20 protein-coding genes and 1 tRNA gene are annotated in these 18619 nt (G+C 71.7%); 20 read left to right on the forward strand and 1 reads right to left on the reverse strand.

Features of this window, described 5'->3' with window-relative positions; all coding sequences use genetic code 11:
- Window positions 1-195 precede the first annotated feature (195 nt).
- The 16 genes from eno (at window position 196) to NIE79_RS18505 (ending at window position 14262) form a co-directional block, all read left to right on the forward strand.
- Window positions 196-1479: a phosphopyruvate hydratase gene (gene eno / locus NIE79_RS18430; protein WP_238679742.1), complete on the forward strand. Its 1284-nt coding sequence runs from the start codon at window positions 196-198 to the stop codon at window positions 1477-1479.
- A 32-nt stretch (window positions 1480-1511) separates the two neighbouring features.
- Window positions 1512-2150 (forward strand): FtsB family cell division protein, encoded by a 639-nt coding sequence (locus NIE79_RS18435; RefSeq protein ID WP_238679743.1) that lies wholly within the window; start codon window positions 1512-1514, stop codon window positions 2148-2150.
- Window positions 2151-2184: 34 nt separating this feature from the next.
- On the forward strand, window positions 2185-2742 hold the full coding sequence (locus NIE79_RS18440; RefSeq protein ID WP_238679744.1) for a DUF501 domain-containing protein: 558 nt from the start codon (window positions 2185-2187) through the stop codon (window positions 2740-2742).
- Window positions 2739-3275 carry an amino-acid N-acetyltransferase gene (locus NIE79_RS18445; protein WP_238679745.1) on the forward strand — a complete coding sequence of 179 codons (537 nt, stop codon included), beginning with the start codon at window positions 2739-2741 and terminating at the stop codon, window positions 3273-3275. The genes NIE79_RS18440 and NIE79_RS18445 overlap by 4 nt, the downstream gene beginning before the upstream one ends.
- A gap of 201 nt (window positions 3276-3476) precedes the next feature.
- The gene (locus NIE79_RS18450) at window positions 3477-4406 is read left to right on the forward strand and encodes a Ppx/GppA phosphatase family protein (protein WP_238679783.1); all 930 of its coding nucleotides are present in this window, start codon (window positions 3477-3479) and stop codon (window positions 4404-4406) included.
- Between the two features lie 224 nt (window positions 4407-4630).
- Window positions 4631-4963: a PadR family transcriptional regulator gene (locus NIE79_RS18455; protein ID WP_074316865.1), complete on the forward strand. Its 333-nt coding sequence runs from the start codon at window positions 4631-4633 to the stop codon at window positions 4961-4963.
- Window positions 4960-5970, forward strand: a complete 1011-nt coding sequence (locus NIE79_RS18460) for an HAAS signaling domain-containing protein (RefSeq protein ID WP_238679746.1) — start codon at window positions 4960-4962, stop codon at window positions 5968-5970. Before NIE79_RS18455 ends, NIE79_RS18460 begins: the two co-directional genes overlap by 4 nt.
- Before the next feature lie 132 nt (window positions 5971-6102).
- Window positions 6103-6696, forward strand: a complete 594-nt coding sequence (locus tag NIE79_RS18465) for an LppU/SCO3897 family protein (protein WP_238679747.1) — start codon at window positions 6103-6105, stop codon at window positions 6694-6696.
- 199 nt (window positions 6697-6895) lie between these two features.
- Entirely contained in the window at window positions 6896-7582 is a 687-nt protein-coding gene (locus tag NIE79_RS18470) for a dienelactone hydrolase family protein (RefSeq protein ID WP_112671006.1), read from the forward strand.
- A 19-nt stretch (window positions 7583-7601) separates the two neighbouring features.
- Complete coding sequence (locus NIE79_RS18475; RefSeq protein WP_308193191.1) at window positions 7602-8315, forward strand: uracil-DNA glycosylase; 714 nt, start codon at window positions 7602-7604, stop codon at window positions 8313-8315.
- 22 nt (window positions 8316-8337) lie between these two features.
- Window positions 8338-9123, forward strand: a complete 786-nt coding sequence (locus NIE79_RS18480; RefSeq protein ID WP_238679748.1) for a DUF4129 domain-containing protein — start codon at window positions 8338-8340, stop codon at window positions 9121-9123.
- A 58-nt stretch (window positions 9124-9181) separates the two neighbouring features.
- Window positions 9182-9766 (forward strand): hypothetical protein, encoded by a 585-nt coding sequence (locus NIE79_RS18485; RefSeq protein ID WP_238679749.1) that lies wholly within the window; start codon window positions 9182-9184, stop codon window positions 9764-9766.
- The gene (locus NIE79_RS18490; RefSeq protein WP_238679750.1) at window positions 9766-10773 is read left to right on the forward strand and encodes an AAA family ATPase; all 1008 of its coding nucleotides are present in this window, start codon (window positions 9766-9768) and stop codon (window positions 10771-10773) included. Before NIE79_RS18485 ends, NIE79_RS18490 begins: the two co-directional genes overlap by 1 nt.
- On the forward strand, window positions 10773-12215 hold the full coding sequence (locus tag NIE79_RS18495) for a DUF58 domain-containing protein (protein ID WP_238679751.1): 1443 nt from the start codon (window positions 10773-10775) through the stop codon (window positions 12213-12215). Before NIE79_RS18490 ends, NIE79_RS18495 begins: the two co-directional genes overlap by 1 nt.
- Before the next feature lie 52 nt (window positions 12216-12267).
- Window positions 12268-12828, forward strand: coding sequence for a hypothetical protein (locus tag NIE79_RS18500; RefSeq protein WP_238679752.1), 561 nt, complete (start codon window positions 12268-12270; stop codon window positions 12826-12828).
- A gap of 102 nt (window positions 12829-12930) precedes the next feature.
- Window positions 12931-14262, forward strand: a complete 1332-nt coding sequence (locus NIE79_RS18505) for an NAD(P)/FAD-dependent oxidoreductase (protein WP_238679753.1) — start codon at window positions 12931-12933, stop codon at window positions 14260-14262.
- 109 nt (window positions 14263-14371) lie between these two features.
- On the opposite strand, the gene NIE79_RS18510 is transcribed toward NIE79_RS18505, so the two are convergent.
- The gene (locus tag NIE79_RS18510) at window positions 14372-16231 is read right to left on the reverse strand and encodes a hypothetical protein (RefSeq protein WP_238679754.1); all 1860 of its coding nucleotides are present in this window, start codon (window positions 16229-16231) and stop codon (window positions 14372-14374) included.
- 101 nt (window positions 16232-16332) lie between these two features.
- On the opposite strand from NIE79_RS18510, the gene NIE79_RS18515 reads away from it, so the two are divergent.
- The 4 genes from NIE79_RS18515 (at window position 16333) to NIE79_RS18530 (ending at window position 18610) form a co-directional block, all read left to right on the forward strand.
- Window positions 16333-16413, forward strand: a tRNA-Leu gene (locus NIE79_RS18515).
- A 106-nt stretch (window positions 16414-16519) separates the two neighbouring features.
- Window positions 16520-17335, forward strand: coding sequence for a Bax inhibitor-1/YccA family protein (locus NIE79_RS18520; protein ID WP_238679755.1), 816 nt, complete (start codon window positions 16520-16522; stop codon window positions 17333-17335).
- Window positions 17336-17484: 149 nt separating this feature from the next.
- Window positions 17485-18243 (forward strand): Bax inhibitor-1/YccA family protein, encoded by a 759-nt coding sequence (locus NIE79_RS18525; RefSeq protein ID WP_238679756.1) that lies wholly within the window; start codon window positions 17485-17487, stop codon window positions 18241-18243.
- 46 nt (window positions 18244-18289) lie between these two features.
- Window positions 18290-18610 (forward strand): hypothetical protein, encoded by a 321-nt coding sequence (locus NIE79_RS18530; protein WP_238679757.1) that lies wholly within the window; start codon window positions 18290-18292, stop codon window positions 18608-18610.
- The last annotated feature ends 9 nt before the right edge of the window (window positions 18611-18619 follow it).

Genomic DNA, 18619 nt, shown 5'->3' on the forward strand with positions numbered 1-18619 from the left:
TCTGGTCCGCGCAGCGCAAACCCGTTGCCGGTTGACGCCCGGAAATCCGGGAATGTCCGTCAGCGCGGGGCGACCCGGGTGCGCGGGCGACGCCGTGCCCGTTCGCGTCGCCCGATACGCTGCGTTCAACACCTGCCTCAGCCGCACCGTCGCGGCCCACCCACGGACGTGATCACAACAACGAGGAGCGACTTAGTGGCAACCATCGAGGGAATCGTCGCCAGGGAGATTCTCGACTCGCGGGGCAACCCGACGGTCGAGGTCGAGGTCGGTCTGGACGACGGCACGGTAGCCCGCGCCGCCGTGCCGTCCGGCGCCTCCACCGGCGCCTTCGAGGCGATCGAGCTGCGCGACGGTGACGCCGACCGCTACCAGGGCAAGGGCGTGGAGAAGGCGGTCTCCAACGTCGAAGACAAGATCGTCGACCAGATCATCGGGTACGAGGCCAGCGAGCAGCGGCTGATCGACCAGAAGATGCTCGACATCGACGGCACGGAGAGCAAGTCGGAGCTGGGCGCGAACGCCATCCTCGGGGTCTCCCTGGCGGTGGCGAAGGCCGCTGCCGGCAGCGCCGAGCTGAGCCTCTTCCGCTACCTGGGCGGTCCGAACGCGCACCTCCTGCCCGTGCCGATGATGAACATCCTCAACGGTGGCGCGCACGCCGACTCGAACGTCGACATCCAGGAGTTCATGATCGCGCCGATCGGCGCGCCCACCTTCCGGGAGGCGCTGCGCTCGGGCGCGGAGGTCTACCACGCGCTGAAGTCGGTGCTGAAGAAGAAGGGCCTCTCCACCGGGCTCGGCGACGAGGGTGGCTTCGCGCCGAACCTGCCGACGAACGCGGCGGCCCTGGACCTGATCGCCGAGGCGGTCGAGAAGGCCGGTTACCGGCTCGGCAGCGACATCGTGTTCGCGCTCGACGTGGCCGCCACGGAGTTCTTCGACAACGGCACCTACACGTTCGAGGGCGCCGCGAAGTCCGCCGAGGACATGAGCACCTACTACACGAAGCTGGCCGACGAGTACCCGATCGTGTCGATCGAGGACCCGCTGGCCGAGGACGACTGGAGCGGCTGGCAGACGCTGACCGCCTCGATCGGCGACCGGGTGCAGATCGTCGGTGACGACCTGTTCGTGACCAACCCGCAGCGCATCGCCCGCGGCATCGCGGAGAAGTCGGCGAACGCGGTTCTCGTCAAGGTCAACCAGATCGGCTCGCTGACCGAGACGCTGGACGCGGTGGACCTGGCCCACCGGGCCGGCTTCAAGTGCATGATGAGCCACCGCTCCGGCGAGACCGAGGACACCACCATCGCCGACCTGGCGGTGGCCACCGGCTGCGGCCAGATCAAGACTGGCGCCCCGGCCCGTTCGGACCGTGTCGCCAAGTACAACCAGCTGCTCCGGATCGAGGAGGAGCTGGCCGACGCGGCGCGCTACGCCGGCGCTGGCGCGTTCCCGCGCTACCGTTCGGCCTGAGACGCACGAAGCCTCGGGGGAGGGGTGTGACGATGCAGCAGCGCCGCACACCGGGTGGTCAGCGTCCCGCCCGCCGGCCGGGTCAGTCCGGTCGGCCGGGCGGCGGGCGCGCCACGCGGGGATCGGTCCGGGAGGCCGGCGTACGCGCCGAGCCGCGCGCCGCCGGCCGTGCGCCGGGTGCTGCCCGCGGCGCCGAAGGCGTGCGCTCCGCGAATCGTCCCGCCGCCGCTCGGCGTACCGCCGCCGCTGGTGCCGTGAAACGGCTCGCCGCACCCAACCCCCGTCGCTTCACCGGCAGGGCCACGGTGCTCTTCGCGGTCCTGATCGCGCTCGCTCTGGCCTACACGTATCCGGTCCGGGTCTACCTGGACCAGCAGGCCGACATCGAGCGGATGGAGGCGGCCCAGGCGGTGCAGGAGCGGGAGATCGCCAAGCTCGCCGCCGAGGCCGCCAACTGGAAAGACCCCGAGTACATCAAGACGCAGGCCCGGGAGCGGTTCTTCATGGGCCGGCCCGGGGAGAAGATGATGGTGGTGCTGCACGACCCGGAGGGCGCCGCCCGGGACGCCGGGAAGTCGGCCGGTTCGGCCCCGCCGGCCGGGCCGGTGACCTGGTACGACACGCTCTGGTCGAGCGTGCGGGCTGCGGACAGCCAGCAGCCGGGCCAGTGATCCACCGACCAGCACACCAGGAGAGATGGGCACCGTGACTGTCGTACCACCGTCGGAGCCGGCGGCGGATTCCGTTCCCCTGCCGCAGCGCGAGCCGGCCACCGAGGCCGACCTGGCCGCGGTGGCCGCGCAGCTCGGCCGGACGCCCCGGGGCACCCGGGCGGTGGCCCACCGGTGCCCGTGTGGCCTCCCCGACGTGGTGGAGACGACCCCCCGCCTCGCCGACGGCACCCCGTTTCCGACGCTCTACTACCTGACCTGCCCCCGGGCCACAGCGGCGTGCAGCCGGCTGGAGTCGGCGGGGCTGATGAAGGAGATGGCGGACCGGCTGACGACGGACCCGGAGTTGGCCGCCCACTACCGCGCCGCGCACGAGGACTACCTCACCCGCCGGGAGGCGATCGGTGAGGTGCCGGAGATCGCCGGCATCTCGGCCGGCGGAATGCCGGGCCGGGTGAAGTGCCTGCACGTGCACCTGGGTCACGCGCTGGGTGCCGGCCCCGGGGTGAACCCGTTCGGCGACGAGACGTTGGAGCTGGTCGAGCCCTGGTGGTCGGCGGGGCCGTGCGTGGACGTGCCGGCGGACGAATGAGCGCGCACATCGGGTCCTCGGCACCCGAGAGTCAGATCCTGGTGCGGCGGGCCCGCACCGGGGACGTGCGGAGCATCCGGCGGCTGGTCGACACCTACACCGACGACCGGCGGCTGTTGAGCAAGGCCACAGTCACCCTCTTCGAGGACGTGCAGGAGTTCCGGGTGGCGGTCCGGGCCGAGGACGACGCCGTGGTGGGCTGCGGTGCGCTGCACGTGATGTGGGAGGACCTGGCCGAGATCCGTACGGTGGCGGTGGATCCGTCCTGCCAGGGCCGGCGGATCGGCCACCGGCTGGTCGGTGAGCTGATCGACTCGGCCCGGGAGTTGGGTGTGGCACGGATCTTCGTGCTCACCTTTGAGACCCGGTTCTTCGGCTCGTTCGGTTTCCGGGAGATCGACGGCGCCCCGGTGCCGCAGCCGGTCTACGAGCAGCTGCTGCTCTCATACGACGAGGGTGTCGCCCAGTTCCTGGACCTGGAGCGGGTGAAGCCGAACACGCTGGGCAACACCCGGATGCTGCTGCGTCTCTGATCAGGCCTTGCGGGGGTGGGCGGCGAAGAACTCCCACATCAGGTCGGTGGCGGACAGCCCGGCGGAGGATGCGGCGAGTTGGCCCGTCGTCGGGGTTGTTGCGGGGCTCGTCGGGCGACCCGGGCGAGCCGTGGCCCACTGCCAACCAAGCCGCCGGGTGGCCGCCCGTCCTGCCGTAAGGTTGCTGCCGTGACGACGCGTGTGGCGGCCATCGACTGCGGGACCAACTCGATCCGACTGCTGGTCGCGGACCTGCCCGACGCCTCGGCCGGGCCGCAGGCGCCGCTGGTCGACCTGACCCGGCGGATGGAGATCGTCCGGTTGGGGCAGGGCGTGGACCGCACCGGCCGACTGGCGCCGGAGGCGATCGAGCGGACCCGGGTGGCGTTGGCGTCGTACGCCGCCGACATCGAGAAGCTGGGTGCGCAGCGGGTGCGGATGTGTGCCACCTCGGCTTCCCGCGATGCCGCCAACGCCGCCGAATTCACCGAGATGGTGCAGGTCACCCTCGGTGTCGCGCCCGAGGTGGTCAGCGGCGACGAGGAGGCCCGGCTGTCGTTCACCGGCGCGGTGCGCGGGCTGCCCGCTGACGCGAAGGAGCCCTTCCTGGTCGTCGACATCGGTGGTGGTTCCACCGAGTTCGTGGTCGGTGGCCGGGCCGCCGGGGTGCGGTCGGCGATCTCGGTGGACATCGGCTGCGTCCGGATGACCGAGCGGCATCTGCCCGGCGACCCGCCGACGCCCGAGCAGGTCGCGGCGGCGCAGGCCGACATCGCGGCGGCCGTGGACCGGGCGCTCGCCGTGGTGCCCGGTCGCGAGGCGGCCACCCTGGTCGGCCTCGCCGGGTCGGTCACCACAGTGGTGGCCCTGGCGCAGGGCCTTCGGGAGTACGACCCGGAGCGCATCCACCACGCCCGGGTGTCCTACGACGAGGTCGCCCGGGTGACCGCGGAGCTGCTGGGTCAGACCCGTGCGCAGCGGTTGGCGAACCCGGTGATGCACCCGGGCCGGGCCGACGTGATCGGCGCGGGCGCGCTGGTGCTTCGTGTGATCATGGAGCGGGCCGGGATGCCGTCGGTGGTCGCCTCGGAGCACGACATCCTCGACGGCATCGCCTGGAGCCTCCAGTAAGCCACCCGCGCTGGCGGGCTTGATCAACTCGCCTTCATTGAAACCGCGGTGTCCGGCCGCCTCAGATGCCCCGACTTCCTGAAAACCGAGTCGATCACCGCCCGGCGCACCCCGGTGCACCCCGTGCCCGGTGCCCGCGCACCCCGCGCACCGCCCCCCGTCATCCATGCGTGTCGTGGCGGGTTCGTTGACGCTACTTCGCATTACGCAGTAGTGTGCAATGCGTGGACACCACACAGTTGCTGAAGGGCGTGCTCGATCTGGCCGTCCTGGCCGTGCTCCGAGAGGAGGACGGTTACGGTTACGACATCCTGCGCCGGCTGCGCGAGGCCGGCCTGGAGGAGGTCGGTGACGCCTCGGTCTACGGGACCCTGCGCCGCCTCTTCGCCGCCGGCCTGCTCACCACCTACGTCGTGCCGAGCGAATCCGGGCCGCACCGCAAGTACTACTCACTCAACGCCGCGGGGCGTGACCAGCTGACGCGCTCCGGCAAGCTCTGGCGCTCGTTCGCCACCACAATGGACAGTCTGCTCGACGATCGGGGGATGGCGGCATGACCGTCGCGGAGCAGGAGATCACCGACTATGTGGCGCGGGTCCGGGCCGCTCTGGCCGACCTACCGCCCGGGCAACGCGACGAGCTGACCGAGGATCTCGCCGACCACCTCACCGAGGTCGCCGCCGAGTCCGAGGGCACCCTGGTCGAGCGGTTGGGCGAGCCCGAGACGTACGCCGCCGAGCTGCGCGCCGCAGCCGGCGCCGCTCCGGGCAGCGGGCGCAACCTCGACCAGCGCGTGGCGAGCGCGATGGCTCGGGTCCGCGGCCGGCTGCGCGCCATGGACACCCGTCTCGGCCCGCCCCTGGGGTACGAGACGGCCAGCGACTTCCTCCGACTGTTGCGCCCGGCCTGGTGGGTGCTGCGCGGCTATCTGGCGGCGATGCTGGTCACTGTGGTCACCACCGGTGGCGAGTTCGGGCTGCTGCCCCGGTTCGGCGGTGAGCTGCTCGCCGGCCTGATCATGCTGATCGGCTTCGTGCTCGGCTCCATCTGGATCGGTCGCCGTTCGGCCCGGCTGACCCGCTGGCCGCGCTCGGTGGTGCAGGTTTCCAGCGCGGTGCTGGTGGTCTTCGCGCTCGCGGGGCTGGTCGACGCGGAGGACGGGCGTGACAACGACTACTACTACGACCAGACCTCGGTCGACAGCCAGTACAGCCAGATCCGGGACGTCTTCGTCTACGACGGTGAGGGCCGGCTGGTAGAGAACGCCCGGCTCTTCGACCAGAACGGCAATCCGATCCGGCTCGGCTACCACCCGGACTGCCCGAGCCCGCTCGACGTCTATGGCCAGCCGTTGCTGCGGCCGTACCCGTACTGCCCGGAGCAGGCTCCCTTTGGGCCTCGCGGCCCGGGGGCGCCTCTCCTGCCGGCGTCACCCACGACCACGCCGAACCCGAGCAGCACCGCCGGCTTGACCGGAACGCCGATGCCAACGGCCACCGGCCAGCCCACGGCGGGCCCGAGCGCGATGCCGAGCGGCATACCGACCCCCACCCCGACGCGCTGAGCCACAGTGTGTGAACTGGATCATGCAGTTGAAGCTGGGAAATAGCTGAACGGACGAGGCGAGCGGGACGGCACCGTAAATCAATGATCGTTACGGTGTCGTCTGCTCATCAACCCCTCGGAAGGAACCCCAGTGCCAGAGCAGGTCGCACCGCCCCCCGCGCCCGACGCCGCAACCCCTGAGCCGGCCGTCGAGACGCCGCAAGCGGCCGCGCCGCAGCAGGCCAAGCCCGAGTCGGCCGCCGAGACGCCGCAACCTGCCGCGCCGCAGCAGCAGCAGCCGGCCGAGTCGGAGCCGGCCGTCGAGACGCCCCAGCCGGCCGAGCCGAAGGCGGAGAAGTCCGGTGCGAAGAAGGCCCTCGGCATCGTCGGGGCGATCCTCGCCGTCCTCGTCGTCGCCGGCCTGAAGTTCGGCGTCGTCTCGGCGATCGGCAACTACTTCAACAAGGACGAGACCGCGGCCGCCAAGACCGGCGACTGCATCGCCGAGCTGCCCGAGGTCACCGGCACCGAGCAGGAGGAGGTCGACGGCGCCAAGGTCGTCGAGTGCACCTCCACCGACGCGGCGTACAACGTGGTCGGTCGGTTGGACGGCCAGAGCGAGGCTCAGGCCAAGGCCGACACCACCTGCACCCAGTTCTTCAAGGAGAGCGAGGAGGGGTACGTCTTCTCCAGCATCGAGCCGGGCAAGACGGGCTACGTGCTCTGCCTGACCAAGAAGGTCTGACCGCAGCGACAGCGCGGTATCGACGGCGGCGGGAACAGACCCCGCCGCCGTCGGCGTACCCGGAGTCACCGGGGGGCGAACAGGAGGTGAATGCCACTGTTCCGGCGTCTTCCCGACGGCCGCGTGGCGTGGCAGGCTACCGGCACGTAGGACCACTGGGCGACCAGCCAACGATGACTGACCGCTAGGAGGACGGCCCATGGGCGAAATGGTGAGCTACCGCAGCAACGGGGGCACGAGCGAGGGGTATCTCGCGATACCCGCCAGCGGCACGGCCAGCCCCGCCGTCATCGTCATCCAGGAATGGTGGGGCCTGGTCCCGCACATCCGGTCGGTGGCGGACCGGTTCGCCGAGGCCGGTTTCGTCGCCCTCGCCCCGGACTTCTACCACGGTGAGACGACCAGTGAGCCGGACGAGGCGCAGCGGCTCCTGCTGGCGATGCGGATGGACGAGGCGGCGAAGGACATCGCCGGCGCGGCCGACTATCTCGCCGGGCGACCCGAGGTCACCGGTAAGGTCGGTGCCGTGGGCTTCTGCGCCGGTGGCAGCCTGGCCCTGTGGTCGGCCACCATCTCCGAGCGGATCGTCGCGACCGCCGGTTTCTATCCCGTGCTGCCGTGGGAGTCGATGCGCCCCGACTGGGCCGACTACGCCGGCAAGGCAGCGGTCATCCACTGCTCCGAAGAGGACGGCACCTCGGCCGACGAGGGCGTACAGACCGCGCGCCGGGCGATCGAGGAGGCCGGCGGCGACTGCCACCTCTACGACTACCCGGGCACCTCGCACGCCTTCTTCAACGACGACCGGCCGGAGGCGTTCGACCAACGCGCCGCCGCCAGCGCGTGGGCCCGCACCCTGGAACTCTTCCGGGCCAAGCTTGGCTGAGACGCGTACCCCCGCACAGGTGGTCGCCCGCGCAGCGCGGGCGACCGACCTGGCCGACCTCGACGCGGCGGTGAGCGACTGTTTCGCCTGCCCGCGGCTGGTCCAATGGCGGGAGGAGGTCGCCCGCACCCGCCGGGCCGCCTTCCGCGACCAGGAGTACTGGGGGCGGCCGGTGCCGGGCCTCGGCACCGGTGACGCCCGGATCGCCATCCTCGGGCTGGCGCCCGCCGCCCACGGCGGCAACCGCACCGGCCGGATCTTCACCGGTGACCGGTCGGGTGACGTCCTGTTCGCGGCGCTGCACCGGGCCGGGTTGGCCAACCAGCCGACCAGCGTCGCCGCAGACGACGGGCTCACAGTGCGCGACCTGCGGATCTTCTCGGCCGTCCGGTGTGCGCCTCCGGACAACAAGCCGACCCCCCTGGAACGGGACACCTGCGCACCCTGGCTGCACCGCGAGGTCACACTGATCCGGCCCACGCTGCGGGTCGTTGTCGCGCTGGGCGCGTTCGCCTGGGCCGCGTGGTGGCCGGTGCTCCAAGCGGTGTACGGGCAGCGCCCGCCCAGCCCGCGACCGGCGTTCGGTCATGGGGCACACTGGTCCGGCACGAACGCTCCGGACTTGCTGGGCTGCTACCACGTCAGTCAGCAGAACACCTTCACCGGGCGGTTGACACCAGAGATGTTGGACGACGTCTTCGGCCAGGCTAAACAGCTGGCCGGAGTGGACTGAGACGACGCGTGGGGTGGTGGCGATGACAGACGGAACACGCCCGCCCACACCGGTACCGTCCGCCGAGCCGGGTGTGCTGCGGCCGGTGCTCGGCCTGTTCCGCCGGTGGTGGCCGGTCGGCGCGGTCGCCGCCCTTCTCGCCGGTGCCGCGCTGGCGTCCGCGCACTCGTCGATCGGGGCCAGCCGAATTCCGCCGGCCGCGGACAACGTGCCCTGGGTTCCCGAGTACCCGACCGTCGAGCCGTCGCCGTCCATCCCGATCGAGCCACGCGACGCCGGCGAGGCCACCCAGGCGCACATCCCGCAGTGGGTCGGCACTGTGGCGGTGGTCCTGCTCGGGTTGGCCATCCTCGCCGCGCTCGGCTACCTCTGCTGGGTCCTGATCCGGGGCGCGCTGCGCCGCACCACCCGGGCACTACCCGCGCAGCGGGCCCGCCGTAGCGCCGAGGGCACCGCCCGCGAGGTGGTCGCCGCCCTCGACGCCGGCCTGGTGGAGCTGGACGACCGGGACACCGACCCCCGGGTGGCGGTGATCGCCTGCTGGGTGCGCCTGGAGGAGACCGCCGCCGCGGCCGGTGTGCCGAGGCTCGCCGGAGACACCCCCACCGACCTGGTCAGCCGACTGTTGCAGGGTGACCCGGCGGCGGGCGTGCCGGCCATCGCCAGCACCGACGTGCTGGCCGAGTTCGCGCATGTCTACCGGGAGGCCCGCTACGCCACCCACCCGGTCGGCGAACGCACCCGGGACCAGGCCCGCGCCGCGCTCGGCCGGCTGCGCGGCGAACTCACAGCGGTGGTGACGCCGTGAGCGCGAGGAGTGAGCCGGGTTTGCGAGCCCCGCAGTCGCGAACCGGAGGTGACAGCGCATGAGTAGCACCAGCATCGACGATCTGCTCGCGTTCGAGGAGGAGGCGGCGCCGGTCGGTCCGCAGGCGCGCGACTCCCGTTGGCGTCCGGTGCTGCGCTCGCTCGCGTGGGCCGCCGCGTTGGTCGCGGTCCTGCTGGTCGGCCTCCGCGCGGTGGGCCTCCAGGTCTCGCTGCCCGTACTGATCGCCGGGGTGCTCGCCGTCCTGGCGGTCCGACGGGTCACCGCCCTGCTCGCGCCGCCGCCCCCGCCGCCCGGCGGTGGTCGGGTCGGCACGGGCGAGGAGGACGGCAGCTACAACTGGGGTGCCCGGGACGCGCTGCGCAGCGCGATCAACCGGTGGGAATGGCCCCTGGACTGGTCCTCGACCCGACCCGAACGGTTCACCGGGACGGTGCTGCCCCGGATCGGTGAACTGGCCGACGAACGGATGCGGCTGAAACACGGCGTCACCCGTGAGTCGGATCCCGCCCGTGCTCGCGTCCTGCTGGGTGACCGCCTGTGGACGTTCCTGGAGACCCCGCCTCGCCGCACCCCGTCGCCGCGCGACCTCGCGGTGATCGTCGCCGAACTGGAGAGTATTTGATGAACGACGTGGACCGGAGCATTGCCCCCGCCGAGGTCGGGCACCTGGCTCGGGCGGTCCTGGACGCGGTCGGCACCGTCGTGGTCGGCAAGCGGGATGCGTTGGAGTTGGTCCTCGCCGGCATCCTCGCGGGCGGGCACGTGCTCCTGGAGGACCTGCCGGGGCTCGGTAAGACGCTCACGGCCCGATCGTTCGCCCAGGCCCTCGGGTTGGACTTCCGTCGGTTGCAGTTCACCCCCGACCTGCTGCCCGCCGACGTCACCGGCTCCTTCCTCTACGACCAGCGCAACGGCGACTTCACCTTCCGGGCCGGCCCGGTCTTCACCAACCTGCTCCTCGCCGACGAGATCAACCGGACGCCCCCGAAGACCCAGTCCGCGCTGCTGGAGGCCATGCAGGAGAAGCAGGTGTCGGTCGAGGGTGTGACCTACAAGCTCGACGAGCCGTTCCACGTGCTGGCCACCGCCAACCCCATCGAGTACGAGGGCACCTACCCGCTGCCCGAGGCGCAGCTGGACCGGTTCCTGCTGCGGGTCTCGTTCGGTTACCCGCAGCACGAAGAGGAGTGGGAGGTGCTGCGCCGTCGGATGAGCCGTCGCCGGGAGGAGGCGGACATCAAGCCGGTGGTCGACGCGGCGACGCTGCGGGCCATGCAGGCCGCACTGGAGGACGTGGTGGTGGAGGACTCCATCGGCCGCTACATCGTGTCGCTCACAGCGGCCACCCGGGAGCACCCGTCGGTGCTGGTCGGCGCCTCGCCTCGCGGTTCGTTGGCGCTGTTGCTGCTGGCCCGGGTCCGGGCGGTGTTCGGCGGACGGGACTACGTGGTGCCGGAGGACGTCAAGTCGGTGGCGGCGCCCGCCCTTGCCCACCGGATCACCCTGCGCCCGGAGATGTGGTTGCGCCGGGTCGACCCGGCGTTCGTGGTGGGCGAGGTGCTGGAGGCGACTCCCGCCCCGGCCAGTGGCGCGCTGCCCAGCTACGCCGCCGGCGGGCCCCGGCACTGATGACCGGACCGACAGTGCCGACGGCCACCGAAGCGGAACCGGCTGCCGGCTGGGCGCCCACCCCGGCGCTCGGCCGTGCGGTGCTGCTCGCCGGTCTGCTGCTGGTGGCCGGCGTGCTGCTGGGTCGGGTGGACCTGATCGTGCTCGCCGCCCCGTTCGCGTTGGGTACCGCGTACGCGCTGCGGCGACGGCCCACGGCGCTGCCACAGGTGTGGATCACCCAGGATGACGGCGGGCCGCTGGTCGAGGGCGGTGACGTGGCGGCGGCGGTGAGCGTCGGTAACCCGGACACTGTCGACTACGACCTGGTGGTGATGCGGTCCCGGGTGTCGCCGTGGCTGCGGATCGACCGGGCCGGCTTCGCCCGCGACGAGGCCGTCGACGCCGGGGAATCGAGCGCCGTCCCGGCGACCGGTGCGCCGGCGCAGGGCAACGGCGGGCGCCGTTCCGTCGCGGACCGGCCGTTCGTGACCTCGGTGCCGACCGGTGCCGCTGTGGACCTGGAGTTGGCCGGTAAGGCCCTGCGCTGGGGCCGGCACCCGATCGGCCCCGCCGGTGCCCGGGTCGCCACGGCCGGCGGTCTGCTGGTCTCCCGCGCGGTGATCACCGAGCCGGTCCGGGTGCGGGTGTACCCGCGTACCGAGCCGTTCGAGGCGGTCGAGGCGATGCCCCGCGCCGCCGGCCTGGTCGGGGCGCACCACTCTCGCCGACCCGGTGAGGGCGGCGAGTTGGCCGGCGTACGCGTCTTCGCCCCCGGGGACCGGCTGCGCCGGATCGACTGGCGGGTCTCGTTGCGGGCCCGGCAGCTGCACGTGGCCGCCACCCTCTCCGACCGGGACGCGGAGGTGGTGGTGCTGCTCGACGTGCTCGCCGAGGCGGGCCGCTCCGGCGGGGTGGACGGTGCCGCCTCGGTGCTGGACACCACAGTCCGGGCCACCGCCGCGATCGCCGAGCACTACCTGCACCGAGGTGATCGGGTCTCGTTGCTGGAGTACGGGCCGGCCGCACGCCGGCTCCGCCCGGCCGCCGGGCGACGGCAGTACCTGACCGTCCTGGAGTGGCTGCTCGACGTCCGGGTCCACGCGTCCGCGCACGAGCCGTACGACCAGGTCTTCGGCCCGCAGCTGCTTTCCTCGGACGCGTTGGTGGTGGTGCTCACCCCGCTGCTGGACGAACGGTCGGCGCAGATGCTCGCCCGGCTGGCCCGCGGCGGGCGGTTCGTGGTGGCGGTCGACACGTTGCCGACCGACCTGGCGTCGCCGAAGGACCAGGGTTGGGCCGAGGTGGCGTACCGACTGTGGCGCCTGGATCGGGAGATCATGATCGGGCAGCTGCGGGAGCACGGCGTACCTGTGGTGCGCTGGGCCGGCGCCGGCAGCCTGGACCAGGTGTTGCGGGACGTGGCCCGGTTGGCGACGGCCCCAAGGGTGGGTGGCCGGTGAGCGCGAGGAGTGAGCTTGCGAGCCCCGCAGTCGCGAACGAAAGGCGGGCCCGGTGAGCGCTTTGCTGGAGCGGGTTCGGGCGGCGCAGTACGCGGTCACGCGCATCAGTGCGGCCCCGCTGCTTGTTCGGGCCGGGATCTTCGTCATCGTGTTTGCCGGGTTCGTCCTGGCGTTCCCCGCGGAGGTGCTTTCCGGCCGGCCGATCCTCTTCCTGGCGGTGGCCGCCCTGTTGCCCGCGATCGGGCCGCGCAAGGTCTGGGCGACCTTCACGGCGTTGGTCACGGTCGGCGGCTGGCTGTTCGCCACCGACGGGTACGGCCGTCCGGTCGCCCTCTGGCGGCTGCTCGCCGTCGCGGCCCTGCTCTATCTGGGGCACACCCTCTGTGCGCTCGCCGCGTTGTTGCCCTACGACGCCGTGGTGGACCCCGAGTTGATCACCCGTTGGTTGGTGCGGTCGGCCGCCGTGCTGTTGGGTGCCGCCGTGCTCGGCGTGCTGTTGTTGCAGGCGGCGGGGACGGGTGGAGGTGCCGGATACCAGTGGGTGACGGTGCTGGGGCTGCTGGTGGCGGTGGGGTTGGCAGCGTTGCTGGGCTGGCTGCTGCGACGCCGGTGACCACAGCGAAGTGAGGGTTACGCAGGTCACATGGGTTGTGCTCCGTCACAGATGGGGGGCGCGAGCGGGATTACCTGAGCCGGCCGGGGAATGATAGACAACGTGAATCCGAAGCGGATCCTTGTGGTTGGTGCCGGGCACGTCGGTCTGTACGCGGCCCTGCGCCTGTCGAAGAAGCTCAGCTCCCGTGAGGCTGAGGTCATGGTGGTTGACCCCCAACCCCACATGACCTATCAGCCGTTCCTGCCCGAGGCGGCGGCGGGCAACATCTCCCCGCGGCACTCTGTGGTGCCGCTGCGGCGGGAGTTGCGCCGGTGCAAGATGGTGGCCGGCACGGTCACGCGGATCGAGCACGACCGCAAGGTGGCCACTGTGCAGCCGATCAGCGGCCCGGCCCGGGAGATCACCTACGACCACGTGATCGTGGCCCCGGGTTCGGTTTCCCGCACCCTGCCGATTCCCGGCCTGCACGAGCAGGGCATCGGGTTCAAGACCATCGGCGAGGCGATCTACCTGCGCAACCACGTGCTGGATCGGCTCGACGTGGCGGCTGCCACGCCGGATCCGGACGTCCGCCGTTCGGCGCTGACCTTCACCTTCGTCGGCGGTGGGTACGCCGGCATCGAGGCGCTCGCCGAGATGGAGGACATGGCTCGCGACGCCCTGCGGTACTACCCGGAGCTCAAGCAGGACGAGGTCCGCTGGGTGCTGGTCGAGGCCACCCAGCGGGTGCTGCCCGAGGTTGACCGGGACATGGGTGCGTACACCGTGCAGCAGCTGATGAAGCGGAACATGGACATCCGGCTGGACACCCGCCTGGAGTCCTGCGTCGACGGGGTGGTCAAGCTCTCCGACGGTGACAGCTTCCGCTCCGACACGATCGTCTGGACGGCCGGTGTGAAGCCGTCGCCGATGCTGGACTCGACGGACTTCCCGCGTGACGATCGCCGCCGGATCACCTGCCTGCCCACGCTCCAGGTGGTCGACGGCGACCGGGTGCTCGAGGGTGCCTGGAGCGCTGGCGACTGTGCCGCCGTACCGGACCTGACCAAGGAGCCGGGCAACTTCTGCTCGCCGAGCGCTCAGCACGCGGTGCGCCAGGCCGCCCGGATGGCCGACAACATCACGGCCGTGATCCGGGGTCGTGAGCCGGTGAACTACAAGCACAAGCACGTCGGCAGCGTGGCGAGCCTCGGCCTGCACAAGGGCGTGGCCCAGGTCTACGGGATCAAGATGACCGGTTGGCCGGCCTGGGTGATGCACCGGACGTACCACATGAGCCGGATTCCGTCGTTCAACCGGAAGGTCCGCGTGGTGGTGGACTGGTCCCTCGCGTTCTTCCTTAAGCGTGAGGTGGTCGCCCTGGGTCAGCTGCACGACCCGCGTGAGGAGTTCGTGGAGGCCTCCCAGCCGGTAGGCGCGCCCCGCGTCTGACCAGAACCGACGCTGACCCCGTCGATCTTGCACTTCCGGATGCCGTGATGCGCCTTCTGGTGCGTCTTGTCCGGACACAAAGTGCAAGATCGGCGGGGTTTTGGTTGCTCTAGACCCGCCACGTCCAGGCGTCGGCGATGCGGGTGGGTGGGCCGTAGAGCTGCTCCAGGGTCGCGCGCAGGGCTTCGGCGTGGGGGGCGTCGTCGGTCAACGCCACGCAGGAGGCGCCCCAGAAGTCCGCGTCGCGAACGGCCTGGCGGCGCTGCTCGTCGCCGATGGCCGGCTGGTCGCCGCGCCGGGCGACATCGGCCAGTAGCGCCGAGGTGGGCTGCTTGAAGGTGCCCATCGCCGCGGTGCCGCCCCTCCCGTACGGGCCGATGAAGAAGCCTTCCGGCAGCCCGAAACCGGCGTCGGCGGCGGTCGCCCAGCGCATCGGCCAGGGCTCCTTCGGGGTGGGCAGTGGCACCGGGACCAGCACCCCGCCCGGCGGTACGCACTGCCGCCAGTGGCCACCGGTGATGAATTCCGGCACGGCGGGTCGTCCGGCGGTGGGCAGGGGCGTCGGAAAGATCGGCAGCAGCGCCACACCGACGGCCAGGGGCACCAGGCGTCGTGCCGGACCGGAGCTGCGCAGGGCCCGGTCGACAGCGAGCACCAGCAGCGTCGCGACGATCGGCAGCAACGCCAGCGCGAACCGCATCGGCAACGCCCCGTCCACCACCGGCAGCCCTCCGATCAGGGCGTACGGACCGGGGATCGCCGTCCTGGTGCCGCCGAGCACCACCTCCGGGCCGAGCGACAGTGCCCCCATCACCAGGCCCGCCACGACGCACGCGAAGACCAGCCGGCGTCGCCCGGCCCAGATCGCGCAGACCGCGGCGACCAGCAGCAGTGGCCAGCCGAGGAAGGTGTTGTACTCGGCGGGGCCGGTGGTCAGCCGGGCGGATTCGCCGCTGCCAGCCACCGACAGTGGAGAGAGCGTCCACCAACTGCTCAGGTCGGCGGAGAAGTAGGCCGGGGTGAACATCCCGTCGGCGACCCCCTGTGGCCCGGCGAACTGGAACCACAGCGGATAGCCGAGCACCAGCAGGGCGAGCCCGGCGGCGATCGCCAACCCGCCGACGAACCCGGGGAGCGCCCGGCGGGCCAGGTCCCGGTCCGCCACGGCGTAGCTGATCGCCATCACCAGCAGTGTGATCGCGGCGAGGAAGAGCACCTCCTCGCCGATGAAGACCTGCGCGGTCACCGCGCCGGCCAGCCCCGCCGCGGAGGTGAGGAGTCGACGGCGGTCCGGGCCGGCGGCTCGGGTACGGCCTGCCTGCTCGGAGATGCCGGGCCCCGGGTCGGCCGCCCGCAGCAGCCGGACCACCAGCCAGACGATCACCGGCACCAGCCACTGTGCGGTCATGTGCAGGTGGCTGTTGCTCTGCGAGACGATGCCGGGTCCGAATCCGCACAGCCCGCCGCCGAGTGCGGCGGCCACCGGCCGGACGCGCAGCGTCCGGTGGAAGAGCAGGTACCAGGCGAGTGCGGTGCCGGCGAGGTTGGCGGCGGCGAGCAGCGCGAAGGTGACCGGGGCGCCCAGCAGCAGGGTGACCGGCGCGAAGAGGACGCCGAGGGCGATCACCGTGGTGTTGGCCATCAGGTTGACGCCGTCGGGGGCGTTGAGCCGGTCGGTGAGCAGGTCGAAGTCGCCGAGCAGCGCACGGGCGTCCACCGCCAGGAACCACTCGTAGAGGGCCTGGTCCTCCGGGTTGAGTGCCAGGATGCGGCCGCCCGGGTCGGGCCACAGCCCGTGGGTGAGCCAGCCGGCCAGCACCGCGAAGATCAGGGCGGCCATCAGGTCCGCCCGGTGTCGGCGGACGGCGGCCAGCAGCCGGGTGGCCCGGGGTCGGCGGTTGACCTGATCGGCGAGGCGGAATGCCTGCTCAGGGGCGGCGTCGGGGGCCGTGGGGGCTGCGCTGCTCACGGCATCGACCCTAATGTGGCCAGGCCGGCGGGGTACGCCGGGTCGCCGTAGACCGGCTACGGTGACACTGCACCAGGCGTGTCGGCGCGCCGGTGCCACTCGCCCGGGTGGTGGAAAGGCAGACACGGCCGCCTTAAAAGCGGCTGCCGAAAGGCGTGCGGGTTCGACCCCCGCCCCGGGCACCGGTCGACTCACACATTCTCATTCGTGATCTCCAGGACTTGGCTCTGCCGTTTACTCTTGGAGGGCACGTTCACGTGCAAACGACCCCCTGAGGGAGGCCAGACAGTGAAGACCTCGAACCCGGTGCTCGCCCGGCTCGGCCAAGCGGCCGAGCGGGAGCGCTCCGCCGGGTACGCCCCGGCCGGGCCGTACGGACAGCCCGGCATTCCCCAGCAGTACCCGTCCCAGGCCGACTACCCGGCCGCGCCGCCGACCGTGGCGCCGATGACCGTCGACGACGTGGTCGTCAAGACGGTCGCTCTGCTCGGCATTCTCGGCATCACCGCCGCGGCCGCCTGGGTGCTCGTGCCCGACGCGCTGGTCGGTACCGCCTGGATCGGCGCGGCGGTGGTCGGCCTGGTCCTCGGCTTGATCATCTCGTTCTCCCGGATGGCCAACCCGGCGCTCGTGATCGCGTACGCGGTCGTCGAGGGTGTCTTCGTCGGCATGGTCAGCAAGGCGTTCGAGACGGCCTACGACGGCATCGTGCTCCAGGCCGCCGCAGCCAGCTTCGGCATCTTCTTCCTGATGGCGATGCTCTACCGGGCGAAGGTCATCCGGGCCACCCCGGCCTTCGTCAAGGGCATGATCGCCGTCATGGTCGGCCTCTTCGCCGTCATGATGATCAACCTGGTGCTGGCGCTGTTCGGTGTCAACACCGGCCTGCGCGACGGCAGCCCGCTCGCCATCGGCTTCAGCCTGGTCTGCATCGTGGTCGCCTCGCTGAGCTTCGTGCTCAGCTTCAAGGAGATCGAGGACGGCGTCCGGATGGGCCTGCCCCAGCGCTACTCCTGGGTGGCCGCGTTCGGCATCCTGGTCAGCCTGGTCTGGCTCTACATCGAGATCCTGCGCCTGCTGAGCTACTTCCAGGGCGACGACTGACCTCGTCCGCACTGCCGACCGGCGCCCGTCCCCACGCCAGTGGGGGCGGGCGCCGTCGTCCGCGCCGTTTGCCCGCCGCCGCCGGTCCGCCCGGGGCAGAGTGACGTCAAGGACACATGCCCTGGGGTACGCGGGCGAAGGAGGCGGCGGTGCGCAGCAACAACCCGGTGCTCAACCGGCTGGACGAGACCGGCCGGGTGGAGTCCCGGGTGCTCGGCGCCCGTGACGTCGAGCCGATGACCGTCGACGACGTGGTGGTCCGTACCGTCGGGTTGCTGCTGGTGACCGGCGTGGCCGCGGCGGTGTCCTGGGCGCTGATCCCCGACGCGGCGTGGCTGGGTGCCGCGCTGGCCGGCAGTGCACTCGCCTCGATCGCGCTGGTCCTGGTCATCTCGCTGCGGGGGATCACCAATCCGGTGCCGATCGTCGGCTACGCCATCCTCCAGGGGCTGCTGCTGGGGGTGGCGAGCCGCACCTTCGAGCAGGTCTATCCGGGCATCGTGGTGCAGGCGGTGGCCGGCACCTTCGGCGTCTTCCTCGGCATGGCGGCGCTCTACCGGGCCCGGGTGATCCGGGCGACGCCCCGGCTGGCCCGCCTGGTGATCGGCACCCTGCTCGGCATCGCCGTGCTCAGCGTGGTCAACCTGGTGTCGTACCTGATCACCGGGCGGTCGGGCCTGGCGGTCTACAGCGTCAGCGGGGAGGTCGGCTGGCTGCCGTACGCCTTCTCGGTGGTGGCCATCATCGCCGGGGCGTTCAGCTTCATCCTCGACTTCGATCTCGTCGAGCGCTCGGTGCGCGACGGTCGAGCCCGTCGGTACGCGTGGCTGAGCGCGTTCGGCCTGCTCACCGGGTTGGTCTTCCTCTACTGGCAGTTGCTGCGGCTGCTCAGTTACCTGCGCCGCTGACCGGCCCGACCCGGCGCGGTCGGTGTCGGCCGTAGACTCGGCGGCGATGAGCGCAGCGGAGTTGGACAAGACCGTGCAGTTGCTGGTCCGTCAGATCGCGCACTGGCAGCAGCCCCGGTGGGCGGCGGCCGCGACCGCCGGCAACGTGTCCCGCGCCGACCTGGTGCACCGCCTGGTGCAGGAGATCGCCAACCTGGCCGCCGACGCCGAGGGGGAGCCCCGTCGGGTGGTGCCCCGCCTCGACAACGACCTGGCCCTACCCGATCAGCTGCGGGTGGTCACGGCGGACCTGCTGGCCGCCGACCCGGGGGCCGAGGCGCTGGCCCGGGCCGCCGCCGAAGTGACGGCGACCCGGAGCGCGCTCTGAGGGCAGCTC

It is taken from the genome of Micromonospora trifolii, assembly GCF_022229005.1.
Classification (GTDB): domain Bacteria; phylum Actinomycetota; class Actinomycetes; order Mycobacteriales; family Micromonosporaceae; genus Micromonospora; species Micromonospora trifolii.

Coding starts and splice junctions, on each gene's coding strand:
- NIE79_RS18445 (WP_238679745.1), top strand. CDS start 2,739: ATGAGCGCGCACATCGGGTCCTCGGCACCCGAGAGTCAGATCCTGGTG.
- NIE79_RS18530 (WP_238679757.1), top strand. CDS start 18,290: ATGAGCGCAGCGGAGTTGGACAAGACCGTGCAGTTGCTGGTCCGTCAG.
- NIE79_RS18470 (WP_112671006.1), top strand. CDS start 6,896: ATGGGCGAAATGGTGAGCTACCGCAGCAACGGGGGCACGAGCGAGGGG.
- NIE79_RS18490 (WP_238679750.1), top strand. CDS start 9,766: ATGAACGACGTGGACCGGAGCATTGCCCCCGCCGAGGTCGGGCACCTG.
- NIE79_RS18495 (WP_238679751.1), top strand. CDS start 10,773: ATGACCGGACCGACAGTGCCGACGGCCACCGAAGCGGAACCGGCTGCC.
- NIE79_RS18485 (WP_238679749.1), top strand. CDS start 9,182: ATGAGTAGCACCAGCATCGACGATCTGCTCGCGTTCGAGGAGGAGGCG.
- NIE79_RS18480 (WP_238679748.1), top strand. CDS start 8,338: ATGACAGACGGAACACGCCCGCCCACACCGGTACCGTCCGCCGAGCCG.
- NIE79_RS18460 (WP_238679746.1), top strand. CDS start 4,960: ATGACCGTCGCGGAGCAGGAGATCACCGACTATGTGGCGCGGGTCCGG.
- NIE79_RS18435 (WP_238679743.1), top strand. CDS start 1,512: ATGCAGCAGCGCCGCACACCGGGTGGTCAGCGTCCCGCCCGCCGGCCG.